Annotated in this window: 9 protein-coding genes and 1 tRNA gene; 3 read left to right on the top strand and 7 right to left on the bottom strand. The window is 59.6% G+C overall.

Annotation, left to right across the window (positions count from 1 at the left end; genetic code table 11):
- Window positions 1-193: 193 nt before the first annotated feature.
- Window positions 194-2,551 carry a 3-keto-alpha-glucoside-1,2-lyase-like domain-containing protein gene (locus tag BGE01nite_RS20025; RefSeq protein ID WP_146852966.1) on the bottom strand — a complete coding sequence of 786 codons (2,358 nt, stop codon included), beginning with the start codon at window positions 2,549-2,551 and terminating at the stop codon, window positions 194-196.
- Window positions 2,552-2,680: 129 nt separating this feature from the next.
- Here BGE01nite_RS20025 and BGE01nite_RS20020 point away from each other — a divergent pair.
- Window positions 2,681-2,770: transfer RNA gene (locus tag BGE01nite_RS20020), tRNA-Ser, on the top strand.
- Window positions 2,771-3,044: 274 nt separating this feature from the next.
- A complete protein-coding gene (locus BGE01nite_RS20015) occupies window positions 3,045-3,236 on the top strand; it encodes a hypothetical protein (RefSeq protein WP_146852964.1) in 192 nt (63 codons plus the stop codon).
- Between the two features lie 110 nt (window positions 3,237-3,346).
- Here BGE01nite_RS20015 and BGE01nite_RS20010 read toward each other — a convergent pair whose 3' ends face one another.
- The 3 genes from BGE01nite_RS20010 to BGE01nite_RS20000 are packed head-to-tail and all read right to left on the bottom strand — an operon-like array spanning window position 3,347 to window position 5,991.
- Window positions 3,347-4,006: an NAD(P)H-binding protein gene (locus BGE01nite_RS20010; RefSeq protein WP_146852962.1), complete on the bottom strand. Its 660-nt coding sequence runs from the start codon at window positions 4,004-4,006 to the stop codon at window positions 3,347-3,349.
- A gap of 39 nt (window positions 4,007-4,045) precedes the next feature.
- Window positions 4,046-5,146 carry an NADH:flavin oxidoreductase/NADH oxidase gene (locus BGE01nite_RS20005; RefSeq protein ID WP_146852960.1) on the bottom strand — a complete coding sequence of 367 codons (1,101 nt, stop codon included), beginning with the start codon at window positions 5,144-5,146 and terminating at the stop codon, window positions 4,046-4,048.
- Window positions 5,147-5,193: 47 nt separating this feature from the next.
- Window positions 5,194-5,991 (bottom strand): DJ-1/PfpI/YhbO family deglycase/protease, encoded by a 798-nt coding sequence (locus tag BGE01nite_RS20000; RefSeq protein WP_146852958.1) that lies wholly within the window; start codon window positions 5,989-5,991, stop codon window positions 5,194-5,196.
- A 151-nt stretch (window positions 5,992-6,142) separates the two neighbouring features.
- On the opposite strand from BGE01nite_RS20000, the gene BGE01nite_RS19995 reads away from it, so the two are divergent.
- Window positions 6,143-7,027 (top strand): LysR family transcriptional regulator, encoded by an 885-nt coding sequence (locus BGE01nite_RS19995; RefSeq protein ID WP_146852956.1) that lies wholly within the window; start codon window positions 6,143-6,145, stop codon window positions 7,025-7,027.
- Between the two features lies 1 nt (window position 7,028).
- Here the strand turns inward: BGE01nite_RS19995 and metF are convergent, their stop codons facing one another.
- From metF to metE, 3 genes are all read right to left on the bottom strand, one after another.
- Window positions 7,029-7,943 carry a methylenetetrahydrofolate reductase [NAD(P)H] gene (gene metF, locus BGE01nite_RS19990; protein ID WP_146852954.1) on the bottom strand — a complete coding sequence of 305 codons (915 nt, stop codon included), beginning with the start codon at window positions 7,941-7,943 and terminating at the stop codon, window positions 7,029-7,031.
- A 21-nt stretch (window positions 7,944-7,964) separates the two neighbouring features.
- Window positions 7,965-9,479 (bottom strand): glycine hydroxymethyltransferase, encoded by a 1,515-nt coding sequence (locus BGE01nite_RS19985; RefSeq protein WP_146852952.1) that lies wholly within the window; start codon window positions 9,477-9,479, stop codon window positions 7,965-7,967.
- A 72-nt stretch (window positions 9,480-9,551) separates the two neighbouring features.
- Window positions 9,552-11,912 carry a 5-methyltetrahydropteroyltriglutamate--homocysteine S-methyltransferase gene (gene metE / locus BGE01nite_RS19980; RefSeq protein ID WP_146852950.1) on the bottom strand — a complete coding sequence of 787 codons (2,361 nt, stop codon included), beginning with the start codon at window positions 11,910-11,912 and terminating at the stop codon, window positions 9,552-9,554.
- Window positions 11,913-12,040: the final 128 nt, after the last annotated feature.

The raw sequence follows: 12,040 nt of genomic DNA, 5'->3' as shown, positions 1-12,040 counted from the left end.
GGCGGGAGATGTTGAAGGCGCGATAGCGTCCCGGAGTGCGGTGGCAAGCGCTAAGGCGCGACACCGCTAGGTGCGCAGTGAATGCCTCCGTTGTTAGACGACGCTGCGTGCGCACGAGAGCGGTGGCAGAGATGCAAGGGTGCCCTTGCATCTCTGCCACCGCACTCCGGGACGCTATCGCCAAGCTCAAGATTTACTGCGCCCACTGATACGTGATCGTCATTGAGCCCGCTTTGGCAGGAACGACGAGATTTTTACCGGCGATTTGAGCTCCAGCGACTTGAACACGAGCGGGTGTGGTGCCTTTGATCAGGAAGGTGCCGTCCTTGGCTTCGATCTGACCGGTGGCGATGCGGAACCAGGCATTCGCAGGAACATTGCCAGAGACTGTCACGGTGCGGACGAGGGTGGCTTTGCCGTCGGGTTTGTTGCCATCGCCGGAGGCAGCATAGCTTTCCTCCACCTCAGCGCCGTTCCAGGTATAACGGAAAGTTGGGTTGCGCTTGGCATCCAGCGAATAGCCTTTCCAGGCGAAGCCTTCGTAACGCTTGGTCTTGTCCCACACAGGCCATTCGGCATCTGGCTTGTCGGTGACGAAGAAGGCAGGGGTGACTTCGCCGGTCGGCTGGACCACATCATAACCCAGTGGCTTCTCATGACCGCCGCCACGGGAGTTCCAATGACGTGCGGCATCCATGAAGGCACCGCGCCAGAACTCGGCGAGGTTCATGCTCTCGGCGCTCCAGGCGATGTTGATGCCGCCAGGATAACCCACGCCAATGCCACGGTTGCCCGCGCCCTGGATGAAGTTGCGGTAAATGACCGGCTCGTCCTTCACGATGACAGGGATGGGATCAAACTCCTTCTTCTGCTTGGCCTTCGCACCTTTCTCCCAGCCTTTCGGAGTCCAGCGGGAGAGCGGGGTGATGTCAAAGTTCGCGCTCTTCCAGGCGGCAAAGGTAAAGATCTCGCCACCGCCCTGGAAGTACTCATAGCGGAGCTCGTGATCGCCAGCCTCGAGCTGGGTACTGCCTTCCTTGATATCGCCCGCAGGATGAATGCCGTCGTATTCCACGACCTTCTTGCCATCCACCAGCAGGCGCACGCCATCGTCGCCGGAGATGTAGAAGCGGTAGCTGCCTTTGCGCGGTGCATTGAGCTTGCCCGTGAAGACCACGCCGAACTCGTTCTTGTAGTCGTCGAGCTTGATGTCGATCAGGTTGTCCGCCACGGCGCCTTCACGATGCGGCTTCAGTTTCGAGAAGTCTGGCAGAGCCTCCCATTTGCCGAGGTAGAGAGCGAACTTCAGATCCTTCAGGCCGTCACCCAGCGGCAGCACCTTCAGCTTGCCATTCATGGTCAGCGCATGACCTGGGAAGGTGCAGACAAAGGGATACTCACCGCCCTTTTCAGGCGCGGTAAAAATGATCTCCTGGCGCTCATGCGGGTTCAGCAGCTTCGTGCTCAGCCAGATGCGCTTGTCATCGGGCAACCAATTACGCTTCAAAGCCTCCTCAGGCTTCTCCATCTGCTTCATCGCCATTTCCACTGTGTTCGTGCCGGGCTGGCAGAAGACGATGTTGTGCGGGAGGTCATCACCATTTTCAAAGATCAGCTTCACCTGCTGGCCTGGGCGCACGGTGAACTCGTTCTCATCATACTTCATCTGCGCGGTCATCGTCTTGATCTTGATGACCTGGTCCACCTTGGCGGCCTTGGGCTTGTCTTTGGCCTGAGCAGCAGGTTTGGCAGCTTCAGCCGGCTTTGCAGCTGGGGCTGGTGGCTTCGTGCCCACGGCGTCTGAATCCACACGCAGCGGACGCAGCCAGATGTTCCGATAGCGCACCGGATTCAGGTGGTCCTGAAGGGAGATATCGCCCTCCTGCACGCTGCTCTCAATCTCACGCAGGTAGTGCACCACCACGCCATTGTGGATCACCGTGAGGTGGGCCTTGCCGCCCTTCTGCGCACGCTCAAAGAGGATGTCATAAGTCTGCCACTCGCCGGGCTTGCGGCTGGCATTCACCATGGGCGGGTAGTTGCTGTAGAGGCCTGCGGCCTGACCATCGGGATAGGTGTCGTTCTCGTAGGAGTCCAGCACCTGGATCTCCGGGAAGCCGCCGATGTAGATGCCGCTGTTGCCACGGCCCTGGCCATTGCCCACCACCACGTCTGGCGCGCGCCACTCGATGTGCAACTGGTAGTCGCCCTTGAATTTTTCCCGCGTGCGGATGCCGCCCGCCTTGGCGCTGATCTCAGCGTAGCCGTTTTCGACCTTCCAGCGCGGTTGGTCATCGCCCGGAGGCGTGTCTTTGCGTGGATCACACTTCCACTGGGAGAGGTCCTTGCCGTCAAAGAGCACGATGGCGTCTGAGGGTGGAGCTCCGGCCTTGTCCTGCGTGCTGAAGCCGGGCGGTGTGACCACCGGCGGGCGCGGGCGCTGCATGTCATGAGCGCGATAGACACCACCAGGCGTCATGGGCTGCTCTTTGGGATCCGCAGCATGGGCCGCGAAACTGGCGGCGAGGGTGAGAGGCAGGAGGAGACGCATGGAAAAAATCAGGGCGCAGGCTACGAAGGCCCCGGGGGCCGTCTATCGTGGTGTTGTTTCATCCGCGAAAGTTCCTGTTGGCAAAGGCCCCGGTTTTCGATTACGTCCCAGGGTATCCGCAGTGCACCTGGAGAGGTGGTCGAGTGGTTTATGGCTCCAGTCTTGAAAACTGGCGTGGCCGAAAGGTCACCGTGGGTTCGAATCCCACCCTCTCCGCCACCATCGAAAGATAAAAAGTGCCGCTTATGGCCAGCTCGGTGTGACTTGCCCGACGCCGTCGCATGCACTGCATGGCTTGGCTTAGCATGGTGCAAATTGCACAATATCGGTGGGCTGCACATTGCAATACGCTGGCTGCGAGATGCTGCTCCGCAGCACCCACACTAACATAAACATCTGATCGTCAGCCACTTATAAAGGAATCAATCTGCTTGGCATCAACTCTGCGAAGTGAATGGGCTTGTAACATCCTCAACAAACAACCTCTACCATCATGAACAGAGTCATCCTATACATCTTTGGCACACTCCTCGTCATCGCTGGCGCGGCCTACACAGCATCCACCCTTGGAGTGGACCAGCAGTGGATTATCGTCGGCTGTCTTGTCATCCTCGGCCTCGGCATCATGGGCGCTGCCACCGGAGCCAAAGGGTCTGCCAAGACCAATGTCGTGATAGACGAATAGCAACTCTCGTCCTCGGATCTGGAGAGGGCAGCGACGGCACCGCAGCTGCCTTCTCGTTTCGTCAGGACAATTCTTGCTAATCCGGTAGAAGCTCGGGGTGTAAAAATTGATCACTGTGACGAAAAGCTGGTTAAACCCTTGAAGATCTCATCAAGCTCCAGGATGCGCGTGCCGATGGAATTAGCCTTGGCAGCTTCAGCCATCTTCCCGGCAAGCGTTGAGGTGGGCATGGGCCGGAACTTCTTGAGCAAACCAAGACAGTTCAGAAACTTCAATCCTTGGGCGATGAAGCGTTCGCTCGGACGATCGGTGTTCTCGCGGAGCAGGAAGCCGGGGCGGAAGATCAGGCAGGACTCAAAGCCTAACTTGAGGATGGCCTCGTCCAAGGTGCCCTTCATCTTGGAGTAAAAAACTTTGCTGCTGGCAGCGGCTCCATAGGCAGAGAGGACCACTGCTTGGCGGACGCCGTTTCTCTTCGCGATCTTGGCGAAGCTCAAAGGGATGTCGTGATCGATGTGCCACTGCTTCTCCTTCGAACCTGCGATTTTCAGGGTGGTGCCCAGGCAGGAAAACCAGACATCGCCCGTGATCGAGGCTGATACTCCATCTAGCTTGTCGAAGTCGGTGATGACCTCGGCATACTTCGCATGCTGCACACCCGTAGGCCTGCGCACAAAAGCCACCACTTCCGTGTAACTAGGATCCTGCAGCAACACGTGGACAAGGTCCTTCCCGGTCGCTCCGGTGGCTCCGATGATGAGCGCTTTCATAGGCCTGGGTCAATGGATGCGGTGAAGAGGCGCAATCCGTCACGCGAAGTGATAACGGGACAACCAGTGGGCATAAGGAGACGGCAGGAGCGAGACGGGGTCCGCGAGGCCCAGTTCACGAGCCGCAGCGAAAGCCCAGTGGGGATTGGCCAGCATGGGACGGCCGATCATCACCATGTCGACAGAACCCTCCTGCAGCATTTCCTCGGCGAGGGCGGGGCTGTTGATGTTCCAGGAGGTGGAGCCTGGCAGGCCCGTCTCGGCCAGGACACGCTGGGCGATCTTCCTCAGTTGCCCGGGTCCCCAGGGAATCTTGGCGGTGGGAGTGGAGAAGCTCATGCTGACATCAAGGAAGTCGAGGCCGAGCTCTTTAAAACGCTTTCCGAGAGCGATGGACTCCGCGAGAGTCTGCTCGTCGGACTGGTCGAACTCAATGACACCGAGGCGGGCCGCCAGCGGCAGATGATCCGGCCAGACAGCGCGCACGGCCTCGAGCGTCTCGATCATGAAACGCGCGCGGTTTTCTGCGCTGCCACCATACTCGTCGGAACGTTGGTTAGACCACGGGGAGAGAAAGTTCTGCGCCAGATAACCATGGGCAAAATGCAGCAGGAGAAACTCAAAGCCCGTGTCGCGTGCCCGCTTGGCCGTGGCCACGAAGTCCTCACGAACTCGGGCGATGTCCGCCTTTGTCATTTCCGTAGGCACGCGGGACAGTCCGCCGCCATAGGCCAGCGGGCTGGGGGCGATGGTTTCCCAGGCGCGTGGATCGTCCGCTGGGATGTGATCATCGCCCTCCCATGGCAGATTGGCGGAGGCCTTGCGCCCGGCGTGTCCGATCTGGATGCCCGGCACCGCGCCGGCGGCCTTGATACCCTGGACGATGGGCCGCAAGGCAGCGGCGTGCTCATCACTCCACAATCCCAGGCACCCGGGAGTGATGCGGCCTTCCGGGCTGACCGCCGTGGCCTCTACCGTCACCAGGCCTGGGCCGCCGCGAGCACGGGACTCATAGTGCGCAGGGTGCCAGTCGGTAGGCAATCCGTTGACCGCCATATACTGGCACATGGGCGATACGGCGATGCGGTTCCGCAGCGTGACTCCTTTGATGGAAAACGGGGTGAAGAGCTTCGGTGTCATGATGTTTGCCAGATTTGGAATTGGGAGCGGGATGATTACGGATCAACTCAACGAGCGGTCAGCCAGTCTCTCACTGCAAGCGAGAAATCTGCCACATCGATGGGATGACGACTGGTGATCAGATTTCCATCGACCACCACAGCCTGCTCCAGCACCTCGCCACCCGCATTCTTGAGGTCGATCTGGATGTTCCAGTAGCCTGTCAGTTTCTTGCCTTTGAGCAGATCCGCGGAAGCCAGCACGACCGGGCCGTGGCAGATGGCGGCGATGAGTTTCCCGCTCTTGTTGAAGTCCTGGAGAAAGCGGACCACATCCTTGTCATGGCGCAGGTTGTCAGGATTCCACGCACCACCAGGAATGAACACGGCATCATACTCGTCGACTTTGATTTGGTCGGCCGTGCGGTCCACTTTGATCCAGCCGACCGGATTGAGATACTGGATGGCCATGATGTGATCCTTGGCCATGTCCGGCGTGCTCAGGCCATAGCGGGCAGGCGCGGGATTGAACTTCGGTGAGACGATGTCCACCTGCGCACCGAGAGCGCGGAAATACCAGGCAGGGCCGGTGAGCTCGATCTCTTCAAAACCATCCGCGGCCAGCACGGCGATGCGTTTGCCCTTCAGCAGGGTCGTGTCCTTCACCGGAGTGAAGAAGAAGGCTTTCAGCGCCTCATTGCCCGGAGCATTGAGGAACTGGGAGATGGGCAGCGAGGCGACCGCCGCCTTGGTGGTGAGCTGGTTCACGACGTTCAGCTCGTGAGTGCTGCTGTCCTGGGCGTTGACATGGAGGGTGGCGGCGAGGCTGAGGGCGCTGGCGGCGAGGATTGGGGTGATGGTTTTCATGGCGTCTGTTTGTTAGGTGCGTTGATTTACTTCTAAGGCTCGGATGAACCGCGGTGGATTCGTCACGCCCCCAGACTGCCATGAGGTCTGTTATATCTGAAATAGAACGATTCTATTGCCGTGATCGAATAATCAGATTACCAGTTTGACCATGGAACTGCGCCACCTCCGCACCTTTCAAGTCGTCGCCGAAGAGCTGAACTTCAGCCGCGCGGCGGAGCGGCTGCATGTGGCCCAGTCAGCCCTGAGCAAGACGATCGCGGATCTGGAGTCCGAGATGGAGGTGCGGCTGCTAGATCGAAACACGCATGGTGTGACACTCACGGAGACCGGCGCGCTTTTTCTCGAACGCGTGAAGCAGATCCTCGAAGACACACGTGATGCGGTGGTGCAGGCGCAGCGCCGTCATCGTGGTGAGACGGGACTTCTGCGCATCGGCTTCATCGGCACGCTGAGCCAGTCCCTCTTGCCGGAGCTTCTGCAGGCCTATCGAGCGCAGTATCCTTCCGTGGATCTCGTGCTCCGCGAGCAGGGACCGGTGCAGCAGCGCGAGGGCATTCTTTCCGGGCGGCTGGACTGCGGATTCATCGGCCTCGCCGTGGACTCACCGGATCCGGAGCTGGACACCTTCACGGTCACGGAAGATGAACTGGTGGCCGCCATCCCTGCCGCGCATTCGCGGGCGAAACAGACCTCCATCCGTCTTCTGGATTTAAAGGATGAGGCGATCTATCTCACGGCGCAAGCCAACGCTCCGGTCTTTAATCCCTGGCTGATCGAGCTGTGTCGAAAGTCCGGCTTCGAGCCGCGCATCGCCCGCGAGACAGATCGTGCCTCCACAGTGCTGAACTATGTCGCAGCCGGATTTGGTGTCTCGCTTTTCCCATCGCGCATCTCCTCCCTGGCGACTCCTGGCGTGCGATTTCTGCCGCTGAAAGGAAAGATGCCCAAGTATCAATACAAGTTTGCCTGGCTGCGCAGGAACACGAACCCGGCGCTGCTCGGATTCGCGAAGCTCGTGCGTACTCGGCGGTGAGTCAGGCGGCCGCTTTGGCCGGTGCTCTTCCTAACCTCTTCAGGATCTCCAGGGTGGGAGCTGCTTGATTGAGCGTGTAAAAATGAATCCCAGCCACGCCGTGATACAGCAACTCCGAGCACTGCTCCGTGGCATGATGGAGGCCGATCTCGATCACTGCCGCCGGGTCATCCTGAACCCTGGACAAGGATTTCAGCAGACGCGCGGGCACATTCGTGCCGCCAGACAGCTCGGCCATTCTCTTCAAGCCCGCCATCGAGGTCACCGGCAGAATGCCCGCTAGAATGGGAACACGGATGCCCGCCAGATCACAGCGCTCGCGGAAGTCGTGGAAGTAGTGATTGTCAAAGAAGAGCTGGGTGCAGATGTAGTCCGCACCGGCATCGATCTTGGCTTTGAGGTAATCCATTTCCAACACTCGGTTAGGCGTGCCTGGGTGCCCTTCCGGAAACCCGGCCACACCGATGCCGAAGCCACGTTTATCAAAATGCACACCGCTTTCATTGAAAGTCTGGATGTGACGCACCAGATCCGCGCCATTCACGCAGAAGTCTTTGCCATGGTCATAGCTGGTGGAGCCGCGTGGAGCATCTCCACGCAAGGCGAGGATGTTGCTGATGCCGAGCCCGGCATAGTGACCCAGGATGGAATCAATGTCCTGCCGCTGGTGATTCACACAGGTGAAGTGCGGCACCGGGTTCAGCGGCGTGCTTTGCCGGACATGCTCCACCAGCTGCCTTGTGGCATCTCGCGTGGAGCCCCCTGCCCCATAGGTGATGCTCACGAAGTCCGGCTGACAGCCACTGAGCTGCGTGATCGTGTCATTCAGGCGGTCCCTGCCCTCCGTGGTATTGGCGGGAAAAAACTCGAACGAGAAGGTGGAGCGTGAAGGCTGGAGGATATCGCGAATATGCATAACATGAAGTGTGGAGGATGATCAGCCGAGGAAGGGACGAAGGGCCTCCAGATCGAGTTCTGGATAGACCGGAAAGCGCGACAGCAATGCATCCACACGCGCACGGGCTTCTTTCTCCGCCGCTGGCTCGATGACGAACTTCGCTTTGCTAAGCGCCTCAGGCTCCCCTTCCTTTTTGATGATCTCCGGCTTGGTGCTGGCGAGCATGAGTTTGATCACCGCAGCGATCTCCTTCATCTCCTCCGTGCCCATTCCGAGCGTGGTGATGGCCGGAGCGCCGATGCGCAGGCCGCTGGTATACCACGGGCCGTTCGGGTCGAAGGGCAGGGAGTTGCGGTTCAGTGTGAACCCTGCACGACGCAGAGCGCTCTCTGCCTGACGTCCATTCAGACCGAAGCTGCGCACATCAATGAGCAGCAGGTGATTGTCCGTCCCTTGAGTGGGAACCATGAGACCTTCAGCGATGCAGGCCTCGGCAAGCGCCGCGGCGTTCTTCGCGATGTTTTGCGCATAGGTCTGGAACGCGGGCGTGTTTGCCTCAGTGAAGGCGATGGCCTTCGCGGCCATGACGTGCGGCAGTGGTCCGCCGAGCACCATGGGGCAGCCTTTGTCCACATACTCGGCAAATTCCTTCACGCAGAAGACGGCACCCCCGCGCGGACCGCGCAGTGTTTTGTGAGTCGTGGTCGTGACGACGTGGGCATGAGCGCATGGATCAAAATCACCCGTGAAGACCTTCCCGGCCACAAGCCCGGCGAAGTGCGCCATGTCGACCATGAACACGGAGCCTGCCTTGTCCGCGATCTCGCGCATGCGGCGGAAGTTGATCTTGCGCGGATAGGCGCTGTAACCCGCCAGCAGGATGAGCGGCTTCAGCTCAAGCGCCTGTTTCTCGATGGCATCGTAGTCGAGCAGGCCTGTGGCCTTGTCGACCTGATAGGCATGCGCCTCAAACATCTGCGCGGAGAGATTGTGACGATAGCCATGAGTCAGGTGACCGCCGGAGTAGTAGTCCAGTCCGAGCAATTTTTGCTGGCCGGTGATGGCGCGGACTTTGTTCCAGTCTTCGACGCTGAGCTTGGCGGGGTTCGTCTCGCCCATTTCCGCCAAGGCCGGTGTCACGACTCGGGCGCTGAGGATGGCCCAGTAGGCGACCATGTTTGCATCCGCGCCGCTGTGCGGCTGCACATAGGCATGCTCCACGCCGAAGAGCTTCTTTGCCTGCTCGCAGGCCTCGGCCTCGATGGCATCGACGTTATCACAACCGGCGTAGAAGCGTGAGAAGACATAGCCTTCCGCATACTTGTCGGTCAACAGATTGCCCATCGTGAGCTGCGTGGAGAGCGAGCAGTAGTTCTCACTGGCAATGAGCTTTAAATGGCGACGCTGGTCCACCAGCTCCTGCACGATGGACTTCGCGATCGTCGGCGACACCTTCGCGGTCTCCGTGAGATTGGCGAGATAGGCGACCGTGGCGTTGTTGATCTTGTTAGGCTCGGTCTTGGCGAGGTAGGCTTGGAGCGGTGTGGTGGACATAGGCGGGAAATGCAGAAAGTTAGAGAGAGCTGGAATCCTGGGGCGCGGTGAACGCCCCAGGATGTGGAGGAATCAGGCGGTGACGGGCTTTGCCGCGCGCAGCTTCTTCGCAGCACTGACCATGTGAATGAGGGAAGGTTTTACTTCCTCCCAGCCACGGGTCTTGAGGCCGCAGTCAGGATTCACCCAGAGGTTACGGCGCGGGAGCACGGCCTCCGCCTTGCTCATGAGCCTAACCATTTCTTCTTCCGTCGGCACGCGTGGAGAATGGATGTCATACACACCGGGCCCGATCTCGTTCGGATACTGGAAGCCCACGAAGGCCTCGAGCAGTTCCATGTTCGAGCGGCTGGTCTCGATGGTGATCACATCCGCGTCCATGTCAGCAATGGCCTGGATGATGTCATTGAACTCCGCATAGCACATGTGCGTGTGGATCTGCGTGTCGTCCTTCACCCCGCTGGCGCTGAGACGGAAGGCATTGACGGCCCAGTCGAGATAATCCTTCCAGTCACTGCGGCGCAGCGGCAGGCCTTCGCGAATGGCAGGCTCATCGATCTGGATGGCGGCGATGCCGACCTTCTCCAGGTCCACCACCTCGTCACGGATGGCGAGGCCGATCTGGTGCGTGGTCACGGAGCGCGGCTGGTCATCCCGAACAAAGCTCCACTGCAGGATGGTCACCGGACCCGTGAGCATGCCTTTCATCGGGCGATGGGTCAGGGTCTGCGCATACTCTGACCAGTAAGTGGTCATTGGCTTCGGACGGCTGACATCCCCAAAGATGACCGGAGGCTTCACATAACGGCTGCCGTAGCTCTGGACCCAGCCGTTGCTGGTGAAGGCGAAACCTTGCAGGTTCTCGCCAAAGTATTCCACCATGTCATTGCGCTCAAACTCGCCATGCACAGGCATGTCGATGCCGATCTCGTCCTGCCAGGCCACGCACCTGGCGGTCTCTGCCTTGAGGAACCTGTCATAGTCCGCATCACTGAGCGTGCCCTTCTTCCACTGCGCACGAGCCGCACGGACCTCCGCCGTCTGCGGGAAGGAGCCGATGGTGGTCGTGGGGAACTCAGGGAGGCTCAGTTTAGCAGCCTGCTTCTGCTGGCGCACCGTGAAGACGGAGCCGCGCTCGTAGTCACTGGCACTCACGGCAGCGAGGCGAGACTTCACCGCCTCATTGTGGATGCGCTTGCTGGCCTTCCGCGATGCCGCGGCGGCTTGATTGGCTTCCAGCAGGCCCTTCGGAGCCAAGCCATTCAGCAGCGCATTGAGCACGCCGACTTCCAGCAGCTTTTCATCCGCGAAGGCGAGCCAACTTTTGAGGTCCTCATCCAATGCACCCTCGTTGCGCAAGGTGACAGGACTGTGCAGCAGCGAGCAGGATGGAGCCACCCAAAGACGATCCAGTCCCACGGCGGCCCTGGCCTTTTCCAGCACGGCCAGAGAAGCGTCAAAGTTGTTCTTCCAGATGTTACGGCCTTCGACGATGCCGACGGAGAGAATCCTGTCCTTCGGGAACTTGCCCAGCACTGCGTCAATGTCCTCAGCACCGCGGACGAAGTCAAAGTGCAGAGCCTGCACCGGCAGCGCGAGGTACGCATCCAGGTTATCCCGCACTCCGCCGAAGTAGGTGGTGACAAGAAGCCTGGCTGAGCCTTTCACCTTGGACAGACGGTTATAGGCCGTCTTCAAGGCTGCACGCTGCGTGTCATTTAGATCGAGGGAGAACACGGGTTCATCCAGCTGGATCCACTCAGCGCCCGCAGCAGCGAGCCCGCTGATGACCTGCTCATACACGTCCAGCAAGTTGCCCAGCAACGTGAACGGATCGAAGTCCGGGTTCTTCGCGTCCTGCACCTTGCCTAACGAAAGGTAAGTCACGGGCCCGATCAGCACCGGCTTGGCATTCAGCCCCAGGGCCTTCGCCTCGGCGAACTCGTCAAACACCTTGCTGCTGCTGAGGGCGAACTTCGTATCCGACTGGAACTCGGGAACGATGTAGTGGTAGTTCGTGTCGAACCACTTCGTCATCTCACTGGCATAGGTGGAGACCTTGCCACCCGTGCAGCCGCAGTCGGCACCGTGCTCATGCGCCACCGGTGAAGCACCGCCCTGCGTGCCACGTGCGACAGTGAAGACCGTGTTCACGTCTGTCTGGCCGCCTTTCCACTGAAAGCGCGGAGGCACGTTTCCCAGCAGGCAGCTCATGTCCAGCGTCTGGTCATAAAAGGAGAAATCATTGACGGGAATGAGGTCGATGCCTGCCGCCTGCTGCTTCTTCCAGTTCGTCTGGCGCAGTGTTTTGCCCGTGGCCAGAAGCTCGTCCAAAGAGAGCTTCCCCTTCCAGTAAGCTTCGGTGGCCTTCTTGAGTTCGCGCTGCTCCCCAATGCGCGGGTAGCCGAGGATGTGTGTCTTGGTTTGTGTCATGGACAACCACAGAGCACCCGCCCTCCACTTTCATCCAATTCATTGTATTGCCGGTCTGTATTCGCCAGATGAATGCACACGCCCGGTCTAACAAACAGGCACAAAAAGCAATTCCGTAACAAATTTAC

It is taken from the genome of Prosthecobacter gellanilyticus, from assembly GCF_007992435.1.
Classification (GTDB): domain Bacteria; phylum Verrucomicrobiota; class Verrucomicrobiia; order Verrucomicrobiales; family Verrucomicrobiaceae; genus Prosthecobacter; species Prosthecobacter gellanilyticus.
The sequence above is the reverse complement of the archived record's forward strand: the minus strand, read 5'-3'. Positions and strand labels throughout refer to the sequence as shown.

What these genes read in the sequence shown, in the direction of transcription:
- BGE01nite_RS20015 (WP_146852964.1), top strand. Translation starts at nt 3,045, where the DNA reads ATGAACAGAGTCATCCTATACATCTTTGGCACACTCCTCGTCATCGCT.
- metE (WP_146852950.1), bottom strand. Translation starts at nt 11,912, where the DNA reads ATGACACAAACCAAGACACACATCCTCGGCTACCCGCGCATTGGGGAG.
- BGE01nite_RS20005 (WP_146852960.1), bottom strand. Translation starts at nt 5,146, where the DNA reads ATGACACCGAAGCTCTTCACCCCGTTTTCCATCAAAGGAGTCACGCTG.
- BGE01nite_RS19995 (WP_146852956.1), top strand. Translation starts at nt 6,143, where the DNA reads ATGGAACTGCGCCACCTCCGCACCTTTCAAGTCGTCGCCGAAGAGCTG.
- BGE01nite_RS20000 (WP_146852958.1), bottom strand. Translation starts at nt 5,991, where the DNA reads ATGAAAACCATCACCCCAATCCTCGCCGCCAGCGCCCTCAGCCTCGCC.
- BGE01nite_RS20010 (WP_146852962.1), bottom strand. Translation starts at nt 4,006, where the DNA reads ATGAAAGCGCTCATCATCGGAGCCACCGGAGCGACCGGGAAGGACCTT.
- BGE01nite_RS19985 (WP_146852952.1), bottom strand. Translation starts at nt 9,479, where the DNA reads ATGTCCACCACACCGCTCCAAGCCTACCTCGCCAAGACCGAGCCTAAC.
- BGE01nite_RS20025 (WP_146852966.1), bottom strand. Translation starts at nt 2,551, where the DNA reads ATGCGTCTCCTCCTGCCTCTCACCCTCGCCGCCAGTTTCGCGGCCCAT.
- metF (WP_146852954.1), bottom strand. Translation starts at nt 7,943, where the DNA reads ATGCATATTCGCGATATCCTCCAGCCTTCACGCTCCACCTTCTCGTTC.